The sequence below is a fragment of the Pseudomonas sp. GV085 genome, from assembly GCF_003050925.1.
Taxonomy (GTDB): domain Bacteria; phylum Pseudomonadota; class Gammaproteobacteria; order Pseudomonadales; family Pseudomonadaceae; genus Aquipseudomonas.
Genome location: NZ_QAOV01000006.1, coordinates 165519 through 189785, shown reverse-complemented (window position 1 = coordinate 189785; position 24267 = coordinate 165519). Strand labels below are relative to the sequence as shown.

24 protein-coding genes and 5 pseudogenes are annotated in these 24267 nt (G+C 57.4%); 12 read left to right on the top strand and 17 right to left on the bottom strand.

What is annotated here, in order from left to right; translation table 11 throughout:
* Positions 1-47: 47 nt before the first annotated feature.
* Positions 48-278 carry a hypothetical protein gene (locus C8K63_RS15030; protein ID WP_056724476.1) on the top strand — a complete coding sequence of 77 codons (231 nt, stop codon included), beginning with the start codon at positions 48-50 and terminating at the stop codon, positions 276-278.
* Positions 279-442: 164 nt separating this feature from the next.
* Here the strand turns inward: C8K63_RS15030 and C8K63_RS15025 are convergent, their stop codons facing one another.
* Positions 443-1093, bottom strand: a complete 651-nt coding sequence (locus C8K63_RS15025; RefSeq protein ID WP_108217416.1) for a TetR/AcrR family transcriptional regulator — start codon at positions 1091-1093, stop codon at positions 443-445.
* 177 nt (positions 1094-1270) lie between these two features.
* Here C8K63_RS15025 and C8K63_RS15020 point away from each other — a divergent pair, with 177 nt between their 5' ends.
* Positions 1271-2113, top strand: coding sequence for an NAD(P)H-binding protein (locus C8K63_RS15020; RefSeq protein ID WP_108217415.1), 843 nt, complete (start codon positions 1271-1273; stop codon positions 2111-2113).
* A gap of 92 nt (positions 2114-2205) precedes the next feature.
* Positions 2206-2400 (top strand): hypothetical protein, encoded by a 195-nt coding sequence (locus C8K63_RS15015; protein ID WP_108217414.1) that lies wholly within the window; start codon positions 2206-2208, stop codon positions 2398-2400.
* 128 nt (positions 2401-2528) lie between these two features.
* Here C8K63_RS15015 and C8K63_RS15010 read toward each other — a convergent pair whose 3' ends face one another.
* Entirely contained in the window at positions 2529-3134 is a 606-nt protein-coding gene (locus C8K63_RS15010) for a hypothetical protein (RefSeq protein ID WP_108217413.1), read from the bottom strand.
* Positions 3135-3257: 123 nt separating this feature from the next.
* On the opposite strand from C8K63_RS15010, the pseudogene C8K63_RS15005 reads away from it, so the two are divergent.
* Positions 3258-3518 (top strand): annotated as a pseudogene (locus tag C8K63_RS15005) (diguanylate cyclase); the annotation flags it as partial.
* On the opposite strand, the pseudogene C8K63_RS15000 reads toward C8K63_RS15005, so the two are convergent.
* The 12 genes and pseudogenes from C8K63_RS15000 to C8K63_RS14945 form a co-directional block, all read right to left on the bottom strand.
* Positions 3517-4583 (bottom strand): annotated as a pseudogene (locus tag C8K63_RS15000) (IS630 family transposase). The pseudogenes C8K63_RS15005 and C8K63_RS15000 overlap by 2 nt on opposite strands.
* Before the next feature lie 110 nt (positions 4584-4693).
* Complete coding sequence (locus C8K63_RS14995) at positions 4694-5125, bottom strand: hypothetical protein (RefSeq protein WP_108217412.1); 432 nt, start codon at positions 5123-5125, stop codon at positions 4694-4696.
* An 84-nt stretch (positions 5126-5209) separates the two neighbouring features.
* Entirely contained in the window at positions 5210-6847 is a 1638-nt protein-coding gene (locus C8K63_RS14990) for an NAD(P)/FAD-dependent oxidoreductase (RefSeq protein WP_108217411.1), read from the bottom strand.
* Between the two features lie 21 nt (positions 6848-6868).
* Positions 6869-7240: a ferredoxin FdxA gene (fdxA, locus tag C8K63_RS14985; protein ID WP_108217410.1), complete on the bottom strand. Its 372-nt coding sequence runs from the start codon at positions 7238-7240 to the stop codon at positions 6869-6871.
* 42 nt (positions 7241-7282) lie between these two features.
* Positions 7283-8788, bottom strand: a complete 1506-nt coding sequence (locus C8K63_RS14980) for an NAD(P)/FAD-dependent oxidoreductase (protein WP_108217409.1) — start codon at positions 8786-8788, stop codon at positions 7283-7285.
* Positions 8789-8827: 39 nt separating this feature from the next.
* Positions 8828-9583: an SDR family NAD(P)-dependent oxidoreductase gene (locus C8K63_RS14975; protein ID WP_108217408.1), complete on the bottom strand. Its 756-nt coding sequence runs from the start codon at positions 9581-9583 to the stop codon at positions 8828-8830.
* Between the two features lie 36 nt (positions 9584-9619).
* A complete protein-coding gene (locus C8K63_RS14970; protein WP_108217407.1) occupies positions 9620-10459 on the bottom strand; it encodes an alpha/beta hydrolase in 840 nt (279 codons plus the stop codon).
* Positions 10456-11979, bottom strand: coding sequence for an NAD(P)/FAD-dependent oxidoreductase (locus tag C8K63_RS14965; RefSeq protein ID WP_108217406.1), 1524 nt, complete (start codon positions 11977-11979; stop codon positions 10456-10458). Before C8K63_RS14965 ends, C8K63_RS14970 begins: the two co-directional genes overlap by 4 nt.
* Complete coding sequence (locus C8K63_RS14960) at positions 11976-12875, bottom strand: diiron oxygenase (protein WP_108217405.1); 900 nt, start codon at positions 12873-12875, stop codon at positions 11976-11978. Before C8K63_RS14960 ends, C8K63_RS14965 begins: the two co-directional genes overlap by 4 nt.
* 35 nt (positions 12876-12910) lie before the next feature.
* Positions 12911-13177: an acyl carrier protein gene (locus tag C8K63_RS14955; RefSeq protein WP_108217404.1), complete on the bottom strand. Its 267-nt coding sequence runs from the start codon at positions 13175-13177 to the stop codon at positions 12911-12913.
* Complete coding sequence (locus C8K63_RS14950; protein WP_108217403.1) at positions 13174-13980, bottom strand: MaoC family dehydratase; 807 nt, start codon at positions 13978-13980, stop codon at positions 13174-13176. The genes C8K63_RS14955 and C8K63_RS14950 overlap by 4 nt, the downstream gene beginning before the upstream one ends.
* A gap of 2 nt (positions 13981-13982) precedes the next feature.
* On the bottom strand, positions 13983-15251 hold the full coding sequence (locus C8K63_RS14945; RefSeq protein WP_108217402.1) for a beta-ketoacyl-[acyl-carrier-protein] synthase family protein: 1269 nt from the start codon (positions 15249-15251) through the stop codon (positions 13983-13985).
* Positions 15252-15512: 261 nt separating this feature from the next.
* Here C8K63_RS14945 and C8K63_RS14940 point away from each other — a divergent pair, with 261 nt between their 5' ends.
* On the top strand, positions 15513-16355 hold the full coding sequence (locus C8K63_RS14940) for an acyl-homoserine-lactone synthase (protein WP_256594952.1): 843 nt from the start codon (positions 15513-15515) through the stop codon (positions 16353-16355).
* A 22-nt stretch (positions 16356-16377) separates the two neighbouring features.
* On the opposite strand, the gene C8K63_RS14935 is transcribed toward C8K63_RS14940, so the two are convergent.
* Positions 16378-17106, bottom strand: coding sequence for a LuxR family transcriptional regulator (locus C8K63_RS14935; RefSeq protein WP_108217400.1), 729 nt, complete (start codon positions 17104-17106; stop codon positions 16378-16380).
* Positions 17107-17266: 160 nt separating this feature from the next.
* On the opposite strand from C8K63_RS14935, the pseudogene C8K63_RS30850 reads away from it, so the two are divergent.
* Positions 17267-17608: pseudogene (locus C8K63_RS30850) on the top strand (helix-turn-helix domain-containing protein); the annotation flags it as partial.
* Between the two features lie 40 nt (positions 17609-17648).
* Here the strand turns inward: C8K63_RS30850 and C8K63_RS14920 are convergent.
* The gene (locus tag C8K63_RS14920) at positions 17649-17792 is read right to left on the bottom strand and encodes a hypothetical protein (protein ID WP_371920766.1); all 144 of its coding nucleotides are present in this window, start codon (positions 17790-17792) and stop codon (positions 17649-17651) included.
* Positions 17793-17966: 174 nt separating this feature from the next.
* Here C8K63_RS14920 and C8K63_RS14915 point away from each other — a divergent pair, with 174 nt between their 5' ends.
* The 5 genes and pseudogenes from C8K63_RS14915 (at position 17967) to alr (ending at position 22479) form a co-directional block, all read left to right on the top strand.
* A complete protein-coding gene (locus tag C8K63_RS14915) occupies positions 17967-18797 on the top strand; it encodes a GPO family capsid scaffolding protein (RefSeq protein WP_108217399.1) in 831 nt (276 codons plus the stop codon).
* 42 nt (positions 18798-18839) lie between these two features.
* Positions 18840-19160, top strand: coding sequence for a P2 family phage major capsid protein (locus C8K63_RS14910; RefSeq protein WP_108217398.1), 321 nt, complete (start codon positions 18840-18842; stop codon positions 19158-19160).
* Positions 19161-19393: 233 nt separating this feature from the next.
* Positions 19394-20466 (top strand): annotated as a pseudogene (locus C8K63_RS30845) (tyrosine-type recombinase/integrase); the annotation flags it as partial.
* Between the two features lie 125 nt (positions 20467-20591).
* A pseudogene (locus tag C8K63_RS30840) lies at positions 20592-20817 on the top strand (site-specific integrase); the annotation flags it as partial.
* A 432-nt stretch (positions 20818-21249) separates the two neighbouring features.
* A complete protein-coding gene (alr, locus tag C8K63_RS14890; RefSeq protein WP_108217395.1) occupies positions 21250-22479 on the top strand; it encodes an alanine racemase in 1230 nt (409 codons plus the stop codon).
* A gap of 148 nt (positions 22480-22627) precedes the next feature.
* Here alr and C8K63_RS14885 read toward each other — a convergent pair whose 3' ends face one another.
* A complete protein-coding gene (locus C8K63_RS14885) occupies positions 22628-23071 on the bottom strand; it encodes a DoxX family protein (RefSeq protein ID WP_108217394.1) in 444 nt (147 codons plus the stop codon).
* 110 nt (positions 23072-23181) lie between these two features.
* Between C8K63_RS14885 and C8K63_RS14880 the strand changes: the two genes are divergently transcribed.
* Positions 23182-24075, top strand: coding sequence for a LysR family transcriptional regulator (locus C8K63_RS14880; protein ID WP_108217393.1), 894 nt, complete (start codon positions 23182-23184; stop codon positions 24073-24075).
* Positions 24076-24267: the final 192 nt, after the last annotated feature.

The window sequence follows — 24267 nt, the reverse complement described above, 5'->3', positions numbered from 1 at the left end:
GGGCTTTTTGCTGCCACACCCAGGTTTCTTGAACGGAGGTGTCACCCATGTCCGAAAAAGAGTCCATCACCACCCTGCTCACCTTGCTGGACTCCCGTCAGGCCCGCTTGGCCGCGGCCTGCAAGGAAATTGCCGACTGGGTCGATCATCAAGGCGGACACCCCACCGCCCTCAGAATCCGTGATCGCCTGAACGACATCGAGAAGGACACGCCGCTGATTCGGCACACGCTGTCGTCGCTCAAACCTGTCGACCCGCCTCTGCCTCGGTTCAGATGATCCGTTACGGATTTGCGGTGCGAGGACAGGCCTGACTGGCCGCACGAACGGTGACGTTGACGTCGCCGTGTGTCTGGCTGCCTGATTGACTTTCATCCGCTTCCACGACCCGGCCTGGTGCCGGGATTTTTTGTTGCCCAAAACCAATCGACTCGCGCGAGGGCTCAATCGGGCACGGGCTCCATAATCTCGCGCAGGGACATACGCTTGAACGCCTCGACCAATGCTCGCCCTTCCTCGGGTGCACAAGTGACCGCAAGGCGAATGGTCGCCTCACCCAGGTGCCAGATCAAAAACGCCGATTCCTGAACCTGTTGTTCATCGATATCGGGATATACGCGAAGCATGGCCTGGGCCAGCAGTGCTCCGGCCACCCGACTCTCCTCCAGCTCCAGTCGCAACAACTGCTTGTCGGCCTGCATGCCGGACCAGATGTCACGCATCACCGGTGTCGCCATCACGATCTCGTAATACAGATCGAGCAACTGCGAATAGGCTGCCTGCAAGCCTCGGGCATCCTCGACAGCCTCCATCGCCTGCGTAATGCAACGACGACTTTCAGCGTTGTAGCGTTCGGCCAGCGTGCGGATGACGGAACACTTGTCGGGGAAATACTGATAAAGGGAACCGATCGAGATCCCGGAACGCTCGGCAATTTCACTCATCTTGAGTTGGTCGCAGCCCTTGTCCGCAATCAATTGAGTCGCCACGGTCAGAATCAGCTCTTGACGCTCGCGGCTGCGTTGTTGCGTGGGATTGCGTCGAACCGCTTGCGCAGCAGGCTGTTCGAGGGCTTCAGAGGGCTTTTTGCGCACGAGCGAATTCCCGATCAATAACGTGACGTGTACTCACCTTAGCATCGCCGCTCGCCGCGCCCAATAACGGATGCCACATGTCGGGGACTTCGAGCCGCTGGGTTGACGACAAAACATGAGCATCTATCATCTTTTAAACGTGAGTATCACTCACATTAACCGATGGAGATGAACGCGATGAAAACCGATCAACCAATCACACTGGTCCTTGGCGCCACGGGCAAAACCGGGCGGCGAATCACACAACGACTCGAGGCTGCCGGCCTGCCCGTTCGCCGAGGCTCCCGTGACGCGAATCCCCCTTTCGACTGGGAAGATCGGTCAACCTGGGACGCGGTGATAGATGGCGCTCATGCGGTCTACATTTCCTTCCAGCCTGATCTCGCCGTTCCAGGCGCCCTTGAAACCATTCAGGCGTTCACCGACCTGGCAGTGAAAAGCGGAGTCCGCAAACTGGTTTTGTTATCCGGGCGCGGTGAGATCGAAGCGGAACAGGCCGAACGTGTCGTACAAAACAGCGGGATTGACTGGACGATTCTGCGGGCCAGTTGGTTCTGCCAGAATTTCAGCGAGGCGCACTTTCTTGAACCCATTCTGCAAGGCGAACTCGCACTCCCCGTCGGCAATATCGCCGAGCCCTTTGTCGACGCAGAAGACATTGCCGAATGTGCCGTCGCCGCACTGACCCAACCCGGACACACCAACCAGCTCTATGAATTGACCGGCCCTCGGGCGCTGACCTTTGCCGAAGCCGTAACCGAGATCGCCCGCTCCACCCGTCGCAACATCGAATTCGTGGCTGTACCAGCGGATGCCTATCGACAAGCGTTGGAACAGGAACAACTTCCCCCGGAGTTGATCGATCTGGTGCTGTATCTGTTCACGACTGTGCTCGATGGCCGCAACACGCTCGTGACCGATGGCGTACAACGGGCACTGGATCGGCCGGCACGCGACTTTAGCGACTACGTACAGCGCACTGGCGCTACGGGCATCTGGGGAAATGGAAGTCCGACGTAAAGCAGTGGCAAGAACCCGCTTCGTCGACTAGGGTATTTTGCGTATCGAACTGCGGCGCCTTTATTGGCAGGAGCCTGATCAAGGAGGTACCCATGTCAACCAATCGTAGTGCTGAGCAAACCTATCGCCAATGGTCCAGCCCGATCCTGTTGGAACTCAAGGAGCGAGAACATCAAATGAACCCGTCAGACCGCCAGGCTTTGGAAAACGTACTGCTGGAAAGAAGGCTGATCGATACCGGCAACCCGACCGGCAGCGATCGCCGCAAGACAGACCCGGCGTCCTGAAAAGCATCAGACAATCACGACCAAGACCGATGTAATGAAGCAGAAACAAACAAGGGTTTGCGCAGCATTCGCTCGCAAACCCTTGGTTTCAGATAATACCGGGCAACGGAATCGATGGCTTTGCCGCTTTAAAACCACCCACTACGCTCGTCTTCCAACTCCTGGCGGCACTGCTTGAGTTGGGCGCTGTAAATCTCCGACTGTTTTTGTACTTTCTGGGCAACCTGCATCAGCCAGGGTTTACTGCGATAAGTATTGCGGCTATAGCCCCCACGCCCCTCATGGTAAGCCAGGTACTGATTGTAGGTGTCCCATTTGGAGATCCCCAGCTGACGCTGGGTGCCAGTGGTGTACCAACCGATAAACATGATCGCGTCGTCGAAGCTGTCACGCGAACCACCGTTGCCAGTATCGCCCCTGTACTCGCCCCACACCGGATCTTGAGCCTGCGCATAACCGTAAGCCGAGCTGACTCGCCCCCAAGGGATCACCCAAAGCAAATAGTCACGAGGCGGCAATGCATCTGCCACATAGCTGCTTTCCTGCTTCATGATCGCCATGGCCACATGCAGAGGCGTCCCATATTCACTCTGCATTTGCAGCGAATCCTCGTACCAATCGGGATACTCACGGTAAATACTGCAGAGATTGCTCTGATCTTTGGGTGGCATAGTCGTGCAACCGGTCAAAAACATAAACAACAAAGCCAACAGCAAAACTTGTCTTTGCTTCATCCAGCACCCTCAAAAAAAATAAGGTTCTTCACGCAATCCCGGGAAACTGTAGGAGCCAGCCATCATCCAAGGTGTGGGCTGGAGCTGATTTAGGTTAGGTCATCGTCCTTAAAAAGATGAAATCTCTTGGAGAAATCACCGATCACTTACGAAGAACTGCTTCGGCATGACGAGGTGATCGCTCAACTGCTCGATCTGGGTTGTAGCAAGTTGAGTGAGCTTCGCCAGTTCAAGCCGGATGCTGCGGGCTTGGTTGTAGCCAGCGACATCGAACATGCTCAACAAATTGCCCAGGCCCTGGACGCCCAAGGGGAAGGTTGCCGCATCGTGACAAACAAAACCCCGGACGCTCAACAGATGATCAATGCGTTCAGACAGAGTTCTAGTGTGCCGTCTCAGAAAAAACGTTTTCTTTAGACTGTGATGTCATCGCCTCTCGTGCATGCTGGATCTTGCGCAAGATGTCTTCACCTTTTGCACTCCAGACGTATCGGCTTGGCTGAGCATTGTGTAACGCTAAAAACGTGGTAATGGAGCTGGCCAACTCACGTGTCGAGCTGAAGCTGCCGTCACGCAAGAAAACGGTGATATCTCGGAAGAAGCGTTCAACCAGGTTCATCCATGAACTGGAGGTCGGGGTGAAGTGCATGTGAAATCGCGGATGTCGCTTGAGCCATTCCTTGACCACCGGATGCTTGTACGTGGCGTAATTGTCCACGATCAAGTGCAGTTACAGGCCCTTGGGTGTTTCCCGGTTGATCTTTTTCAGGAAGGCCAACCACCCCTGATGTCGGTGTTGAGTTTCAATGCTGCTGATCAGTCGGCCTTGTAGATAATCCATCGCCGCAAACAGTGTGAGCGTGCCGTGACGAACATAGTCATGGGTTTGTGTACGGATATGACCGATACCCACCGGCAATCCGGGTTGCGTGCGCTGCAAGGCTTGAACCTGGCTCTTCTCATCGCAACAGAGCACCAGAGCACCAGGGCTTTATCGGGAGGCGCCAGATACAGCCCGATGACGTCCCAGAATTTCTCTTCGAAGTTCGGGTCGTCGGACAGCTTGAAGGTGCGTGTCAGGTGCGGTTTTATGTCGTTGGCGGCCCATATCCGCTGGACGCTGGCCGGTGAAATGCCGGCGACTCGAGCCATGCTTCGACAGCTCCAGCGAGGCTGACCGATACGCGGCTGAGTGACTTGCTCAAGGGTTCGTTTCAACGCTTCAGCCGGCAAGGATGGCTTGCGACCTCGTCCGGGCAGATCCACCAGGCCTTGCAGACGCAGCTCTTGAAAACGCGTGCACCAGCGCGTGACTGACACAACGGAGAGACCGGTCAACTGGGCAATCTCGTTGCGCGAACGGCCTTGAGCCGCCAGTAAAATCACCCGCGCCCGACGACCGTCGCGCTGACTGATCGTGGCCGACCTTATGCGTCGACTCAGTTCAATTTGTTCGTCCTAACTGAGCACGATGTCCTGAGAGTTCATGTGATCACTCCAAGCACTGACTGACCACAGAAACATGGCTAAGGCTAGAAATTCATTTCTGAGACAGGACACTAGGCAAGGGAATCCCACACTTGCACCAGGCCGAACAGATGCACCAGCCCATAGACCAGGCAGACCGCCGAGCTGATCACGATGAAGCGAATACTACGCCCAGTGCCTGCCAGCGTGAACGGTCCCAACAGGCCGCGCAGCAGGTAGACCAGGGTGATCGCGCACAATGCCGGGCGCAGCAGGGGCAAGGGATCGATCACCCCGGCACCGGACAGTGCATACGCCGCCCATGCGGCGAGCACCAGGGCAATCCCCGTCGTGACCACCGCGGGAAACCAGCGACCGGCCTGGGCTGCACGCACAAAGCGGTCGCCAGCGCCAAACAAGCGATACCAGGAAGGCCCTCCCATGATCACCCCGACATGCATCAGGGCCGCCAGCAGGCTGAGCCCGGCGCCGATCACCAGCGCCATGTTGTATTCGTTTGCCATTCCATCGCTCCTTGATGCAAAAAGCGCCACGGTGAGCCCCATAGACGTCGTGGCGCGTCGGCAGGGCCCGCCTTGACCACGTACTCAGCTGGTTGCCGCTTCGGCGCGGGTGCCGACGTCCATCACCTGGTAGCGCACGTGACGACCGCAGACCGCAGCGGCCGCTTCCACCCCGCCAGTCATGGCGCCAAAAATACCATGCCCGGTACGGGTCGATGCGCCGCACAGGTACAGGTTGCGGATTTCAGTCTTGGCCCCTGGCCTGTTGTGCAGGAAGTACTCCGGGGTAAAGGCCAGACCGTAGGACGTGCCCCCTTCGGAGCCGATAAAGCGCGTCACTGAAAAAGGGGTCGAGACTTCCTGATACACGATGTGGTCCGACATTCCCGGAATCACCCGTTCAGCCAGGGCAATCAGCTGGCGGGCGTACCACTCTTTCTTCTCCAGGTACACAGGGTTGGTCCGGTAGCTACCATCCGTCAGTTCGGCCTGGGTCACGCCCCAGCTTTGCGGGGTGGAAGGCACCGCCGACATAAGCTGCAGGTTATAGATGCCGGGCGGGGCGATGGCCGGGTTATCCGGGTCTTTCATCGTTGCGTTACCGATGAACAGATGGGGCTCCTCGGGAAACTCTCCGGCGAACACCTCGCGGTAGGCCTTCTCATAATCGCAGCCAGGGTAGATGCGGTAGTTGGTGTTCTTCAGGCCCATGGCCTTGAGGTCCATGTCGATGCCGAGATAGACCACGCCCATGGCCGGTGACATCTCGAACTGTTCGGCACGACGCACGGTCTGTGGCTTGAGGTGTTCACGGCCAATCAGGCCAAGCAGGGCCTGCTTGATATCGGCGTTGCAGATCACCGCGTCCGCCTTGACCACCCGCTTGCCCAAGTGCTTGTTGCTGAACTCGACGCCCACGGCACGACCGTTCTCGATCAGGATACGTTCGACCTTGGATCGCAGGAGGATCTTGCCGCCCTTTCGCTCGACCACCTCGCCCAACTTGTCGGAGAACATCTGGCCGCCACCCGAGGGGTAATAGGAACCCTGCAGGAAGTGGTTGACCACCGCGGCATGGCCAGCCATGGTCGCGCGGCTCGGCGGCTGGTGATAGACCCCCAGCTGCCCGGTCAGGATGGCCCGAAGGCGTTGATTCTGCGTACAGGTGTCGAGGAACTGCGCCACCGTCGATTTGGCATGCCGCATCAGCATCCAAGAGCGTGGCAGCACCCACAGCGCGGTCAGCGGCCGCGAGTGGATGCCCATGAAATCCCAGACCTGCTGCAGCATCTTGAAGTAGCGGTTGATTCCCGCTCGCTCCTTGGGAAATGCCTCCAGCAGCTTCTCGCGAAAGCGTTCATAGCCACGGGGAACCGCGAACTGGAAGTCGGGAAAACACAGGGTTTCGAACCCCTCCGGGTCCTGTTCGATAAATTTGATTTCACCATCATTGATACCTGCACCCCGCAAAATCCGCGGAATCAGACCGTGCTTGCCACAGTCACCGATGTAGTGCAGGCCGACGTCGAACTCATAGTCCTTGCCCTTGCGGTGGAACACCGTGGCACAGCCGCCCATTTCATAGTGCATGTCGAGCACCAGTACCTGCTTGCCGCGATTGGCCAGGGTCGCGGCAGCCGTCAGGCCACCGATGCCGGCGCCAACTACGATCACGTCAAAGGTGTCGCTTTCGAGGGTCTTGAATCGATCAAAACTTTGCATGGATAAGGTTCCAGTCGCGCATCAGGCATGGGCCAGGTGGTGGTCGCGGGTCGGATCGACCGCCTCGGCCTCACGTATCAGGTGGGGCAGCTTGTTCGGCTTGCGGCTCCAGTGTTCATGGTTCGCCAATGGCGGAATCTGCTGCAGGATCACCGGCCAGTGCTTGACCAGCTCGGCGTTGAGTTCGATGAAATACCGGTTGCTGTCATCGAGCTGGTTCTCCGGCTGAATCGCTTCCTCCGGACACTCGGGCAGACACAGGCCACAGTCGACGCACTCCTGAGGGTTGATGGCGATAAAGTTGGGCCCCAGGTGGAAAGCATCCGCGGGGCAGATATCGACGCAGCTGGTGTGGCGGCATTGAATGCAGTTGTCAGTCACTACGTAGGTCATGGTGCGTCTCGTAAAAATCTGGTTTGACGGGGAAGTCGCCACTCAGAAGTAGCGGTCGACCAACAAACGCGCCGACAACATCGTCCCGATGAAACCTGCGCCCGGGAATGTCCAGGCCCCGACCTGGTACAGCCCCTTGACCGGGTATTTCTGCGGGAAACGGTTGAACAGGCCGGATTGTCGGGTGTTCTGCTCGAAGCCGTAGATCGCGCCCTCCGGGTTATGGGTGAACTTGGTCATGGTGCGTGGCGAGCCGCTCTCGCAGACCTCTATGTGCCGACTCAGGCCTGGAATGACTCGTTCGGCGTTGGCGATCAGCAGCTCGGTGAGTTCAAGCTTCTTGCGCCTGTAGTCGAGCTTGCCCAGCGAGTGCCACTCGCTGGCGCCCGTCAGCGTGAACAGGCCCAGGCTGGACTTTCCGGCCGGTACCATAGAAGCATCGACGTTGGAGAAGTAGTTGATCGACCAACTGGTGTTGTCGCCATGCAGCTCCCCGGCCTGGATATGCTCGAACTGTTCGCGCTGGGTTTTCTGCGGGGCGAAGAAGTGGATGTACTCCTCGGGGCCCACTCCCAACTCGCTCAGCGGGCAATCGAGCCCCAGGTAGACTTGAAACCCGGACACCGACAACTTGAGCCGGCGCAGTCGCGAGCGGTACCTGGCGTCGAAGTGCTGCTCGCCAGCCAGTGCCACGACCGCATGGGGCGAAATATTGGCCACAACATTGCGCGCCTTGACCCTGCCCGACTTGCGCGTTACCACGCCGCCGATTCGCCCGCGTTCAATCACGATCTGGTTGACCGCTGACTCCAGCTCGACCCGGCCGCCATGTTGCTCGATCACTTCGACCAGGGCATTGGACAATGCCTGGGAGCCGCCCTTGATCGAATAGCCGCCGTTCTCCAGATAGTCGATAAAGGGATAGGAAAAGTACCCGAACGCCAGGTCCTTGGCCGGTAGACCGTAGTAGCTCCATTGCGCCGACAGCACTTCCTTCAAGCGTTCGTTGGAGGTGAAACGCGAGAAGTAGTGATCCACCGTTTCATGGCCATACTTGAGCACCCGCGGATAGATCATGGGCGTCGCCACCAACCTCATCCAGAAAGGTTTGCGCGAATACAGAAAGCCGCACAAGTCCTTGTAGTTGCGCTGAGACTCGGCAAACAGGCGATTGATGTTGTCGACTTCCTCGGGAAAGAAACGGAACAATTCGCGTTTGTAACCTTCCAGGTCTCGGTGTCCAACCGTTATGTCGATGTCCTGAGAGCGATAGCGATACAGGGTCGGGTGATGAAGAAACTCGACTTTGTCCGCCACGCCACAGGCCTCGATGACATTGAACGACTCGGCGCCACGTACCACGCCGTCGAACGAATGCAGCGAAACATCGAAGTTGAAATCCTTGCGCCGAAAATTGCTGGCATAACCGCCGGGTACATTGTGCTTTTCCACCACCAGTACCTTCTGGCCTCGCTGCGCCATAAGGCTGGCACTCGCCAGCGCGCCAAGGCCCGCGCCGACGAAAACGGTATCGTATTCTTGACTCATTACATCTCCAGGCTCTGCGGCCTGATCCAGACAGCTAAATCAGACCGTCAGGCCGCCGTCGATTACGAATGTCTGACCGGTGATGTAGTCGGCCTGGGTCGACAGCAGAAAGCTGGCCAAGGCCGCCACTTCACGCACTTCACCGAAGCGCCTGAGGGGGATGGTGTCGGTGATCGACTTGCGCACCGGGTCGGCGATCTGCTCGACCATCTCCGTGGCAATGAAACCTGGGGCGATGGCGTTGACGTTGATCTTGAACCGCGCCAATTCCAGGGCCATGGTCTTGGTAATGCCGATCATCGCCGCCTTGGTCGCTGAATAACTCAACTGCCCCTTGTTACCCTTGAACCCACTGACGGAGGACATGTGCAAGATCTTGCCGCGACGCTCGGCGGCCATCGCCGGCGCCAGGCATTTACTGAAATACACCGCCGAATCGAGGTTGGTCGCGACCACATCGCGGTAACGCTCGATATCGAACTTCAGCAACAGCTGATCGCCGGTCACCCCCATGTTGTTGATCAAGCCATAGGGCTCGCCGAGGGTCTCCACCAACTGTGCACACACTGCCTCGACCGAACCGTGGTCCCGCCCGTCACAGGCATGCCCATGGGCCCAGCCACCGCTGGCCGCCACTTCCCGCTCCAGTTGCAAAGCCGCGTCGGCCGAGGACTGGTAGGTGAAAGCGACCTGATACCCTTCCCGTGCCAGGGCCGAGACCAGTGCGCGTCCAATGCCACGACTGCCGCCACTGACCAGCACCCATTTGCCGTTTGAAGACTGCTGAACATCCATGATCTACATCCTTTAGCCTGATGGTCCTTGCCGTTGTTACGCGGGCACGACAGGTGTTTGAGCTTCTGCACGATTGAAGAAATCGAAGATTTCCTCGAAGTAGCGGTCCCGATGCTTCTTGTGGTTTTCCAAGTGACGACAGCCCTCGAAACCGACCATATGTAGCGCCTCGCAATCCAGGCTGAGCCCCGCCACGCTGGCAGCCGGGATAAAGCGGTCGTTGAGCCCGTAGAAATAGGCGATCGGTAGATCGCGCACGCCCTGCAACGAGTGATCAATGGCACAGGTCCCCGTGGGGACCGCCAGACGGCTGCCGCTGATCCAGCGCATAGCGAGTCGCAGCGGTCCGCGGGTGAAGTAGCTGCGCACCGAAACCGGCACACTGTCCAGCACCGCCGAGGTAAAGGGCGTGGTATCGCGCGCCAGGGCATGGGACAGGTGATAGCCGCCAAACGAACAGCCCACCAGGTGGATGGGCAGGCCGGGGTTGTCCCGGATCACTCGCCGGGCAATCGCCAGCACATCGTCGGCAAACGCGTGGCCGCCGATGGTGCTGCGGCCGAAGCCTTTGAAGTTGAAGGCGACCACGTGATAACCCTGGTCGAGAAACGCCTGATCCAGTTTGTTCTCGAAAAAGTAATGCATGCCGTACTTGAGGAACGGATGGCACAAGAGCACCACGCCCCGAGGGTGCATGGCGGTGGTGCGCAGGGACGCCCCCTCGAGCCGGCTGCCGTCGCGTGCGACTTCGACAAAGCCTGCCGCACGACTTGGCACGTCGCGCTTCCAGCCTTGTACCTGGCGGAACATTGTCCGGATGAACAGCTTGGAAATGGCGACACCCAGCCAACCGGTCGATTGCTCGTTTTTGCTCATGCTCGCTTCCATTGTCTGGCCTTCATCTCGGCATAACCGAATGCCGCTTCGTAACTGGGACCCGCCACCCAGGCGCTGAGGAACTGCACGCCCTGCACCGGGAAGCCGTGATGGAATACATGGCCGCTGAGATCGGTACCCACCATCGCCCCATAACCCGAACCGTCGGTGTTGTTGGTGAAGCGCACATAGGTGTGGGGCGTGGCAACCTCGGTATGCAGCACATGTCCGCGCAGCCCCGGCACCTGGCTCAACAGACGCTCCACCAGGGTGTCGCTGGCCCGTTGTTTCTTGGCGCGGTATTGCGCTGTGCGGCGCTGCGGCCAATGGGCGATCGAGTCGAGCACGTTGATACACACCACCAGGCCCCCAGCCGGGTCCAGGGCGTGATAGTTGGTGACCTCGATCGGCGACATCTCCCAGAATGCCCGCTCACTGAGCGCCGCCTCATAACCGCTGCGTTCGGCGGCCATGCGCAGCTCGGCGCCTGCCGCCGGATCACCGGCGAACAGCATCGATTCGCTATGCAGCAGGCCAAGTTGCGCCGGTGGCAGGTCGGTCACCAGGTACACCGTGGTGGTCGAGCGTGCCGGTTTCAGCGCGGTGAGTTTCTCCCGAGTGGCCGCCAGCTCCACATCCGCCGCGAACAGTGACTGCACCGCGTAGTGCGGTGAAGCGTTGATGTACACCCGCGAAGAATGGAATACGCCACGATTGGTGCTGACGCCCGTGGCATTGCCTTGCCCATCGGTGAGCACCCCATCGACACCTGTGCTGAGCAGGATCTGCCCACCGGCCTGTTCAATCCGCTGCGCCAGTAGATTGGACAGGTGCTGGGAGGAGCCCATGACATAGGCGTTGCCACGGTTGAGCGTGGCGTACACCACATGCAGGTAGTACAGGTAGCCCAGGTCTTCCGAGTAGCCACCGACGTAGATTCCCGGTGCCGCCAGGATCTCGATCAGGTACGGATCGTCGAACAGCTCGTGCAGCGCCTGACGCACGGTCTTGTGCTTCAGGTTGCGATGCGCGAAACGCAACTGGGCCATGTCCGGCTCAAAGGTGCCGTCCAGCATCTGGAACTGGTAGTAGCCGTTGCGCCCGTAAGTTCGAACGTGCTCGAAGAAGGTCGCGATGGCCTCGGCCTGATGGGGAAAACGCTCGACCAACAGCTGTTGCACACCGTCCGCGTCATTGGCCAGCGGCAGCGCCATGCCGTCCTGGTAGGCGCAGAAGTAGTCCTGGGGATAGACCAGGTCCAGTGTCTCTTCCAGCTCCAGATTACGCAGGATACGGATCAGGTTGCCGCCCTCGGCCATGCCACTGAGCTTATGCAGACTGCAGTCGAACACCGCGTCCTGTTTCGGCCGACTGAACGTGGAGGCATACCCGCCGACAACAATATGCTTGTCGACTACCAGCAAGCGCACCCCGGGGTCACGTTTGACCAGCATGGCCGCACAGGCCAGGCTGGTGATCCCGGCACCGACGAAGATCGCGTCCCAGGACGGCTGGCTCATTGGCGCAGCCCCAACTTGTCGACCCAGGCGTAGATCTCGGCAAAGCGCATGGCATTGAGCCGGGCGTTGTGGGCCGAGCGCCAGACCTCCTCGATCTTCGCCTTGTCATCCACCGCGATCGGAAACTCGAACGAGGTGTGCCGGGCGATTTCCGGGTTATAGGTGAACATGTCGATCAACGCCGGAATGATTCTGCGACTCATGGCCTTCACCTGGGCGATAGACTCCAGGCTGGCCGTTTCAAAGAACGACTCGCTGATCCAGCGACCGAAGGCGATGTGCCGGGCCTCGTCATGATGATGCTCACGGAACATGGTACGGGTCATAGGTTCGATGCCTGGGCCCTGGGACGTGTGCATCGCACCCATTTCCGCGACCCACTCGATCAGCAGAGTGAACAGCACGCCTACCGCGGGCTCCATTTTCGGCAGTGTCTGGGTCAGCAATTCGTAGAGACCCACCGGCGGGTTCCACAATTGCAGGCCGGCCTTGCCCATGAAGCGCTTGAAGGTCAGGGTGTGAACGATCTCCTCCTTGGAGAAGATCATCAGGTACTCCTGCAGGTCCTGGGAGATGCGATCGTGGAATTGGGTGACATAACCCATGTACAGCGGCGGAATAGTCTGCTCCAGCCAGATGAACATGGAGATGTCACGGCCGGTTTCCAGCCAGGCCAGTTCCAGCTTCTGTGCCTCGCTCAGGCCTTCACAGAAACGAGTGCCGTTGATCCACAGATGATCGGGGTCCTTCGGGTACAGGCTGCGATCGACCTCCTGGTCCCAGGGCAATACGGTCGCGTGGTCCATGGTCTTGTGGTGCGAGACCTCGCTCAGCTTGCGGACCTTCGATTCCCTTGCTTCTGAAATGGTGAGCACACTATTGGTCTGCGTGGACATTCCCTTGCTCCTATCCGTAACGGTAGACCTGCCAGTCAGGCAGGGACGGCGGCCGATTCCTTGAACTCGACCACGAACTCGCACAGCTGGCGCAGCGTGGAAATCTTGCGGCTGGCGAACGAATCGGGATCCAGCGCCACGCCGATCTTCTTCTGCACCACTAGCTGCATCTCGACGAAGTCCAGGCTATCGAACGCCATCGATTCGATGTTGGTATCGAGGGTCACATCGTTTTCGTCGACATCCTTGAGTTCCAGAATGAGGTCGCGAACAACAGCAAATACTTTCTCTACAGTGGTCATTGCACAGCTCCTTGGTGGGTTGAAAGTGTCTTTGCCATCAGCCCGAGAGTGATGGTCATCACGTGGCGATCGCTGACATGCACCCCAAGATCGAGGGTGCCCACGGCCTTGCCAGGGCTTTCAATCAGGTGGATGTTGTCGATCTCACAGCGAATATCGGTCTGCAACTTGCCCAGCGAGCGCAGCGACGTGCAGAAGGTGATCTGGTGGCTGGTCTGCACCACCAGGTGATCTGACAGATCCTCAAGCCGGTCCGGCCGCTGTCGTTGACGGAACTGCGGGGACAGGCAATCGAAGATCACTCCCAGATGGTTACGAATGAAGTGGGAAAAGATCAGTGCATCGAGCGCGACCCAATCATCGACCCCCCGGCCCAGGTCATCACGAAACTGTGCGAGCCAGGCCGCGACCTCCTCGCGTGCCAGCAGGAAGCCCGGGGTTGTGGATAACCAGACCGGCGCTTCGACGATACGTACATGGCCGATCATGTGTTCACTGTCGCCGCCGCTCGAGTGCAACTTGAACCCCGTGCTGTCGCTGCGCTCGCGGGTCGACAGGGCTACCGGGCTGTCGCGCAGCACCGGAGCCTTGAGCAGCGCCTTGAACTGCATCCAGTCCTGGGGCAGCACCTGATTGACGCGCCCCATGCGATGCTTGACCGGCAGTAGCGCGAGCATGCCATGCACCACCACATCGGCTGCGTCCATGCGGCGCGCCGCCTCACGGTCGAAGTGGATCGGGTTGCGATCACCGGAGAGGCCGGCCCAGGCCTCGATCTGCTCGGCTCCGAATTGCAACTGCATGATCAGACCACCTTGCGCAGCATGATGCCGGCGTTGGCACCACCGAAGCCGAAGCTCAGGTTCAGCACGTTATTCAGGGTCTGCCCATGCAGATGCTCGTTGGGCACGTAGTTGAGGTCGCAGTCAGGATCGGCCTCATCCATGTGGATAGTCGCCGGGATGGTGCCACGGGCCATGGCCTTGAGGCAGAAGACCGCCTCCATGGAACCGGCGGCACCGATCAGGTGGCCGGTGTAGGACTTGGTGCTGGACATCGGAATGCCGTATGCGGCGTCCCCCAGGGCCAGCTTGATCGAGCGGGTTTCGTTGACATCGTTGAGCGGTGTCGAGGTGCCGTGCAGGTTGACGTAGTCGATCTGCGAAGCCTGCACGCCTGCCTGCTTGCAGACGTCATTGATCACCCGTACCCGGGCCTGCATGTCTTCGGCCGGGGCTGTCATGTCGTAGGCGTCCGAATAGTTAGCGTAGCCGGTGATCTCGCCGAGAATCTTCACGCCCCGTGCCCGGGCCGACTCATAGTCCTCCAGGCATAGCACAGCCGCGCCCTCGGAGAGCACGAAGCCGCTGCGTCCCTTGCTGAACGGGCAGCAGGCCAGACGCGTGTTTTCCTGTTCTTTGCTCAGGGCCTGGATGACATCCACCGACCAGACGTTGAACTGCTCTTTCAAGGACTCACTGCCACCAGCGATCATCACCTTGGCGCGGCCGCTGCGAATCGCCTCGTAAGCCTCACCAATGGCGATGGTGCCCGTGGCGCAGGCTGCAACCGGGCTGTTCTGGATACCACGCATGTTCCAGTTCATGGTGATACCGGCGGTCGCGGCATTGCACATCGACATGACGGTGGCGAAGGAAGTGGAGATGCCGTGCTTACGGTATTCGTTGTTATTGCAGTTGGCGGTGTCGAGCCCACCCCAACCGGTGCCCAGGATCACGCCGCGATCAAAGGGCGAGACGATCTCATCCAGGGGCGTATCACCGAACGCCATGCGGATCGCCTCGTGGGTGGCCACCAGGCTGTATTTGGCGAACAACGGCAACATCTTGGAGATTTTCTTCGAAAACGGACGCATCGCTTCACGACCGAAGTCATCGATAAAGCCAAAGTAACGCGCATGGATGCTCGGATCGTCGAACCTGTGCTGACGGTAACCGACCTGGTAATCCATCATTGCGTCCCAGATGGCGTCGACATTCTCGCCGAGCGAGCAGATGGCGCCATAACCGGTTACAACGACCCGGCGCGGTTCTGAAGAAGCGGACTTTTCCATGATCTTCCCTGTTTCGATGTCTTGACTGGAATGCCGCACAGCGTGAATAAGCCTGATCCAGACGCTCAGACTGTCATTGGCATGTTCGGCGATATAGGCAAGTGGAGCACTCGCAAGTACAAACCATGACGCCTTGGTTGGAACATTCGTCCAGCATTGAAAAGTTCAGCGCTGCGGCGTCATAGGGGGCTTAACCACTGCCCGGCATAAGTTGCCGTAGTTACCCAGAGAGAACAACTGTATCTAGGTGCAGATAGCGCGATGAAAATCAAACTATGCAACCTGCAACTGCACCTAAGTACAGGTTGCCGCTGGGCGGACATTGATAAACTAACAATGGTCGCGCGATTGATTTTTCGTACCCGGAAGTTCATTCCCCGCGACCTGTACGAGCCGCACCACTTAGTACTTAAGTACCAGTTCCCATGGAAGAACGTTAATAACATGAAAGCTATCGAGTTTCACGCGCTTGACTATAGTGCGACACCCCACGCCTGGGTCGCCGACTTGTATCGCCTGCGCAAGGAAGTATTCGCTGATCGTTTAAGTTGGAAGGTCAATATAAACAACGGCATCGAGTTCGATGAATACGACAGCGAGCGGACGACCTACCTGATCGGTACCTGGGAGGGTGTCCCCTTGGCCGGCCTGCGCCTGATCAGCACTCTGGATCCCTATATGGTCGAAGGGCCGTTCCGTGACTTTTTCCGCTGCGAGCCGCCCAAGCACGCGCTGATGGCCGAGTCCAGTCGCTTCTTCGTCGACAAGATCCGATCACGCCAATACGGCCTGGCCCAGGCACCGCTGACCGAAATGCTGCTCTTTTGCATGCACAACTATGCCGCAGGCAGTGGCCTGGAATCGATCATCACCGTGGTTAGCAATGCCATGGGACGGGTCGTACGCAACGCCGGCTGGCACTACGAAGTGCTGGATACCGGCGAAGCCTCTCCGGGGGAAAAGGTGCTGCTGCTGAACATGCCGGTAACCGAGTTCAATCGTCAGCGGCTGATGTCCAGTATTGCGCGCAAGCAACCCTTGTCATCCACGCAGGCAAGCCAGTGGCCGCATCGTCTGTACATCCGCGACACACCGCTCGGTTAGCCCAAGCGGATCAGCGCCTGAATCAGAGGATGCCTAGGCGTCGAGCCTCATAAACCGCCTGCTTGGCATTGCAGACCTGCAGTTTTCCGGAAATGTTGGACATGTGAAATTTGACCGTGCGCTCGGAAATCGCGCAGATCAGCGCGATTTCCCGGTAGGACTTGCCCATCATCACCCACTTGAGCACCCCCATCTCCTTGCCCGAAAGTGGCCCACTCTGAAGTTTGGAAAACAGTTCATCCACCGTCCGCAGGCTCAACAGTCGGCTATGAAAGCGGATCAGTGCCATCTGTATCTGCCCCTGCTGGTCGGCCATGCGGCGATCGAAGTCGGCTTGCTGCCCGCCGTTGCAAAGACTCAACGAACTGAACACTCCACAGGGGTCATGCAGGATAAAGGTGGCGCCGGAGCAGATCCGGTATTGGCTGGAACGTCGAAACAACTCCCGACTCTTGTCACAGGAAACAGCCTGGAGCGCATCACTCCAAGAAAATGGCGCGCAACTTTTAAGACCGTGATGAATGATCGGATCGATCAAATGATAGTTGGCTCCCTTATAGGCTTTCAGCCAGGGCGATGGATAATCTGAAATAATAAGAGGAGCCGTTTCACGATTTCGAGGAACAGCAAAGTAGGCATAGCTTAATCCCTGAAGGTCCCCCAACAGGTTTTCAAGTTCGGATTGTAAACAGACGCTTGAATGACTCTCGTCGGCCGGGACGAAATCAGAGTATTTGAATTGACTATCCATGTCATGAGCTCATTATCCTTCAGGATTACCTCAACTCTGCGGAAACGGCGAAGACAATGCAAGTTTTTTCATTATACCTGGCGCGTGAGTGCGTAGCACTGACATACAAGGCGGTTAATTCCGGTACGCTGGCGGGCTATATTCGACTATGACCTAAGGCAAACTCAGCGTTGAAGAACGCGTCGCCATCCAGCTCGGCCAAGCCCAAGGCTTTAGTCAGCGAAGGATCACCTGCTTGATCAACCGAGCGCCCTCGACGGTAAGCCGGGCGCTGCGCCGCAACCAAGAGGCCTGTAGCCGCTATTCGGTACGTACTTGGAGCTGTCGAAGCATGGCTCGAGTCGCCGGCATTTCACCGGCCAGCGTCCAGCGGATATGGGCCGCCAACGATATAAAACCGCACCTGACACGCACCTTCAAGCTGTCCGACGACCCGAACTTCGAAGAGAAATTCTGGGACGTCATCGGGCTGTATCTGGCGCCTCCCGATAAAGCCCTGGTAGAGAGAGCTTCTGGATCTCAATGCCGTCATAGTTGACCGCCTACCTAATGGATATGTGATCTGTCCCGTACAGCCATTTGTTTTCCTTTTCGCCCGTAGCCTCGGCAATCTCGCAGACGCGCCACCCCATCCAGTACAGAAACTTGGATTGGCGGCGGGGATCGATGGGCAGCAATTCGGTCATAGTCATGGCCGCGATGCTGCCGCCCGCGCTCGCGACTCAATAGCGCCGCCCTTTGTACCGCCCTTCCCTACAGTCCCACCTCGTTGCCGCCACTCGCGCGCGTCACGACCATGCCCTCATCGCAACGCACTGCTCACCCACCAGCAGGCGCCCCACGCAATGAGGATTCCCGGCATGAAGAAGTTTCGCAGCAACTGGTTCCGCGTCGCTGTCGAGGGCGCAACCTCGGACAAGCGCACCATCAAGCGCAACTGGCTGGAACAGGCCACGACGAACTTCAACCCGTCCACCTACGGCGCCCGCATCTGGCTGGAGCACTACCGCAGCGTGCTACCCGATGGCCCGGTCAAGGCCTATGGCGACGTGCTGGCGGTGAAGACCGAAGAAGTGGGCATCGGTGGCCAGAAGAAACTGGCCCTGTTCGCCCAGGTCGAGCCGGCCGCCGAACTGATCGCCCTGAACAAGGCCAAGCAGAAGGTCTACACCTCCATAGAGATCGACGACAGCTTCGCCGACACCGGCGAGGCCTACATCGTCGGCCTTGGCATCACCGATTCCCCGGCCAGCCTCGGCACCGACGTGCTGTCGTTCTCAGCCCAGAAACCTGACGCCAGCCCGTTCAAGGATCGCCACTACTCCGCGACCTCGATGTTCACTGAGGCACTGGAGACCGTGCTGACATTCGAGGCAATCGAAGACAAGCCCAGCCTCGGCGCCCAACTGTTCAGCAAGGTGCAAACCCTGCTCAAGGGCAAACAAGCCAAGGACGACAACGAATTCACCCAGATCAGCCAAGCCGTCGAAACCGTCGCCGAGCACGTCAAAGACCTGCCCGAACAACTGGTTGCCGGGAAGAAGTTTTCCGCTGGGCTAAAGACGCAAATCGAACAGGTCAGCACCGACCTGAAAGAGCTGAAAAACAGGCTCTCCACCACCCAGGACCACAACCAAACGAAGCGCCCTCCGGTCACCGGTGGCGACAACCAGGTCATGACCGACTGCTGACAGCCGGCCCACCCACAGCCCCGAATACCGAAGGACGACACCATGCGCAACGATACCCGCACCCACTTCAACGCCTACCTCGGTCAGTTGGCCAAGCTGCACGGCGTGCCGAACGTGGCCACCAAATTCGCAACCGCGCCAAGCGTCACCCAGACCCTGGAAACCCGCATGCAGGAACCCAGTCAATTCCTCAGCGCGATCAACATCTACGGCGTGACCGAACAGATGGGCGAAAAGATCGGCATGGGCATCGGCGGCCCGAACGCCGGCACCACTGACACCACCCTGAAAGACCGCGAAACCACCGACATCACCACCCTCGACCGGATGCGTAAGGGGATGAAAGTTACGCCTACGAAGTGATCAGCGGCAACGAGTTGCGGAGCAGAGGCTGGTTTTTGCGGAGCAAAGAAATAAGGGCCTGCATGAGGTATCTCACGCAAGCCCTTGATATATATGGTCGGAGTCGGAATCGAACCTTTCTCTTTGTTATTGAAAATAAAGGGAATTTTTGAGTTAAAAAATTTTCTACCTCTATGTGTACCCTCAGTCTGCGAGTAGCCTAGGTATTGAGCGTTGCTACCGGTTTCCACCGACAAGTAAAAACAACGAAGGTGCAAACGCTGACCGTCCAAGATCTGGCCAAGGCGTGGCTGTTGGATGGCGTGGCGCGCAAAGACGGTAATGCTGAATTGCAGCGCCGTTTTACCAAGGATCTCTTTCCGGCACTCGGCAAGACAGCGGTGAGCAATGTGTCCGAACACGATGTTCGGGCGCTGATCCGGGCCGTGGTCAACCGCGGCGCTCACCGGCAAGCCATCAGCTTCTTCGCCGACCTCACTCAGATGTTCAGCTGGGCCAGAAAGCGCCAACCTTGGCGGGCGTTACTGGTTGAGGGTGATCCGACTGAACTGGTTGACATCTCCCCCCTAACCCCTGGCGACTACGAGGCCCTCCCTGCCGGGCAAAAGTACGAGGGCATTCGACCACTGAAGAAGGAGACCCAACTCGCGCTCTGGATCAGCCTCGGCACCTTGTGCCGGATTGGCAAGTTACTGCAGGCCGAATGGAAGAACGTCGATCTGGACCAGCAGACCTGGTTACTTCCCTGTGAAAATGTCAAAGGCACTCGCGGCAAAAAACAGGACCACCATGTCTTCCTCTCCCCTTTCGCCCTGCATTTTTTCAGGAACTCAAGACCCTGACGGGACATTCCCAGTGGTGTTTCCCCAACAAGCAGGATGATGGGCATGTGGATGTGAAAGTGGTGAGTAAACAGGTCGGCGATCGTCAGGCCCGGTTCAAAAACCGCAAGGTCCTCTCACGACGGCGCCACGACGACACCCTGGTCCTGGCCGACGGCCAAAACGGCGACTGGACGCCGCATGACCTGCGCCGCACGACAGCGACCATGATGCAGGCGTCGGGGGTCGGCCTGGACGTTATCGACCGCTGTCAGAACCATGTGCTGGCCGGCTCCCAGGTGAGACGCCACTACCTGCATCACGATTATGCCGAAGAGAAGAAGAGTGCCTGGAACCTGCTAGGCGATCGGCTCGGTACGGTGTTGTCCTCAACTTGTGAGCATTCACCGGCCGAGTCGATGATGTTTTTTCCAGCGTACGCCGCGACAGGATCCCTACCGCTGTTGGCGCCGACGCCGAATTAACCCCATTGCCGAGATGTCACTTACACAGTCTAATCCTCGCGAACCGTTGCCTGTGCTGGATTTTTTCCGTTTTGGAGGTAGGTCAGTCTTGCGTCGGCACGTGGGTCAATTCGGCATCGGCGTCAACAAGCCTGGACGTCATCGATCGCTGTCAGAACCATGTGCTGGCCGGCTCCCAGGTGAGACGTCACTACCTGCATTACGACTATGCCGAAGAGAAGAAGAGTCCCTGGAACCTGCTAGGCCGATCGGCTCGGTGCGGTGTTGTCCTCAACTTATGAGCATTCACCGGCCGAGTCGATGATGTTTTTTCCAGCGTACGCCGCGACAGGATCCCTACCGCCTTCATAAGTCGGCGTCTTTAGTGCTGCGTCCTCATAGTTTCGCGGACATCGTCGAGCGCTTTCTTCAGATCGATTCCGGCCTGTTGACGCCGATGCCAAATTGACCCACGTGCCGACGCAAGACTAACCCATCTCAAAATCGGAACTAATCTAGAACAGGCATTGGTGCGAGGAATCAGGCTGGGTCTATATCGGCGTTGATTGAAAACCAACTCCCTTCTCACGAACCGCTCCCATACCGCCCCGCCAGCCTTCCGACAGAAACAGCAAAGATACTAACTTCAGAATAACCCACACGAGCAGTTAGCTTGCTATAACGAGCAAAACGCTCTATGCAACAAGCTATTTGCCAACTGGCACCTGTGTATTGGCAGTGTAGCATTGAGTGAACAACACGACACCAACTACCGCTACAAAAAATAACTCAAAGGATGAAATAATGAAAATAATATCCTCTCACTTTGTTGCTGTTGGCTTATTGACACTCGGCACTCAGGCTGTCGCTGCACCGCTGTTACAGGAATACAACTTCAAGCAGGATGTAAATGCAACAATAGCCCAAACAAACGCCTGGTTAGAGATCAGTAAATCTGCTTTCAAGCAAAATATAGAATTCGTAAAAAGCGGATTATCGAAAGGCAGTAGCTTGTGCGCCGTGATGAAAGCAGATGCTTATGGCCACGGTATCGCATTATTGATTCCGACGATCATGGAATCGGGCATTAATTGCATCGGCATTGCGAGTAATGAAGAAGCGCGAATTGCCAGAAAAGAGGGCTACACAGGAAAAATTATTCGCGTTCGGCAAGCCACGGAGGGAGAAATCGTCAGCGCATTGCCTTATGACATTGAAGAGCTTATCGGCAATGCACAGGTAGCCCGAGCCATCAGCACGCTGGCAGAACACCATGGCAAGCCGATCAAAATTCATCTCGTTACCAATGCGGGCGCCATGAGTAGGAATGGCTTGGAGCTTGCCACCGAGCAGGGCAAAAAAGACGTACTGGAAATCACCTCAATGAAGGGACTGAAGGTCACCGGGATCATGACGCACTTCGCCGTCGAGGATAAGGCCTTCGTCATGGAGGCCTATGACAAGTTCATGTCGGAGCAGGACTGGATCATCAAGACGGCCCACTTGAACCGTGACGAAATCACCGTTCATTGTGCCAACTCGTTCGCAACGCTTGACGTCCCGGCAACCCACTTGGACATGGTGCGCGTAGGCGGAGCACTTTACGGCGATTTGATCGGCCGCGCCGAGCTGAAACGCGTCATGTCACTCAAAAGCAAGGTTGCTGCAGTCAACACTTATCCTGCCGGAAACACGGTGGGATATGACCGCACCCTCACTCTGACTCGAGACTCCAGGCTCGCCAACATCCCAGTAGGTTACTCAGATGGCTACCGCCGAGTGTTTACCAACAAGTCTTTTGTCGTCATCAATGGCGTGAAAGTGCCCACAGTCGGAAAAATTTCGATGAACACAGTTATGGTAGATGTGACCGACGTAAAAAACGTCAAGCCCGGCGATACCGTAACGCTCTATGGCAAACAAGGCGATGCCGAGATTACACAGACTGAATTGGAAGACATCAATAACGGTGCACTGCTCGCCGATGTTTACACCATGTGGGGCACCTCAAACATTCGAATACTGGTCGACTAAAGCAAGAGGCCCGTAGCATGTGATGAAAAGCCACCTCATCCAGGGTGGCTTTTCATTGCGCAGTTGCACTGATCCGCCAGTTGGCTAAAAACCGCACCAGAGTTCAGTTGGCAACGGAGCTTCGGCCTGGGCAGCGGTCATGGTTTTTTCAGGACGTATGTTCCGTCTTTCTGCTGGCGGCATTTTTATCCGATGCACGCTGCCGCGTTACGGCATAAGCACCATCGCCACACAGCGCGATAGCAATCAGCACCGCCGTCCAGAATGCCGGGTACTCCCAGCCCCCGCCGGTACTGCTGAACAGCCACCCATTACCCGAGTGCGCCCAAGTGGCACCCAACAAAACAGGAATGGCCGCCAAGGCCGCATACCGAGTTTTAAAGCCCAGCACCAGCATTGCACCCGTGGTGACCTCAACTCCGAGAACCAGCCACGCCAACATACCCGGCAAGCCAATCGACTCAAAAAAACTTGAAGTACCTGACATTGTAAAAACGAAAACCTTTAAATACAGAGAGTGCGCCAGCAACGCAATACCAGCTGTCAGGCGAAGGAATAAAACACCATAGGAGACACCTTTATAATCGTCCATACAACTTCCAAAATAACACTGACAGCGCACAGTGCGCTGCCTTCCGAATATATTGTTGCGAGTAATCAGCAACCCTACAATCTGCAATTTAGCTATTACGGACTGCATATATGCACACTTGGGACTGGGACGATCTGCGCCTGATACTTGCCGTTGCCGAACACAAGTCTTTTGCCGCTGCCGGACGCGCACTTCATCTTAATCACACCACCGTGCTGCGGCGTATCAATGCGTTCGAAAAACTTCATGCATTTCGACTATTTGATCGCCTCTCGACCGGCTACACAATGACTGACGCAGGAGAAGAATTACTGCAGACAGCACAAACCATGAATATCGCCGTCAGCGAACTGTCCCGCAAACTCGAAGGCAAGGATCTGCGATTGGAGGGCATACTCCGCATTACCACCTGCGATACCTTAATGGCATCCATTTTACCGGGGGCACTTGGAGGATTCAGTGAACTCCATCCCGAGATATCACTTGAAGTCACCACCGGGAATTTCATCAGCGATCTGGCCCAACGTCATGCAGATGTAGCAATACGAACCAGTGACAGTCCTCCCGACGCATTGATCGGTAGGCGAATCGCCGATGTCGGGTTTGCCGTTTACGCTGCCAGGGGATTTTCTGAGCGTCATGGGAGCGTTGATCCAGCGCATTTCAATCGATGGCTGGCCCCGGATCTCGCGCTTGGTCAAATGGATATTGCAAAATGGCTGCGTGCCAGCGTTCCTGCAACGTCCATTGTTTTCAAGGCCGACTCTTTGGTCACCCTTAGGCAAGCAGCGCTGGGGGGCTTGGGAATAGCCGCACTTCCCTGCTATTTGGGAGATTCAACCCCCGGGCTAGAGCGGGTCCCGTTCGTAGGACTCGACGCCCTCAAAACGGGACTTTGGGTCCTCACTCATCAGGACCTGAGACATACCGCTCGGGTGCAGGCCTTCACCCGCTTTTTGAATGAAGCACTTCAACGTTCCTGGCCTGGACCGACAACCACATGACCTGAGCAGAGTGACGTACTTCAGATGGAACGTAACCTTGCGTACCATTCAATTGAGATTTTTTCCGGACAGTTACTTTCTTTTTTCATGGGGGTCTTGCCGGGGAGGCAATCCCTGGTTTTCACCAGTGCCGCAATCATTGCGCTGGTGACTGTGCTGCTCCTGTCTCTCACTCACAAATGGTACTGGATC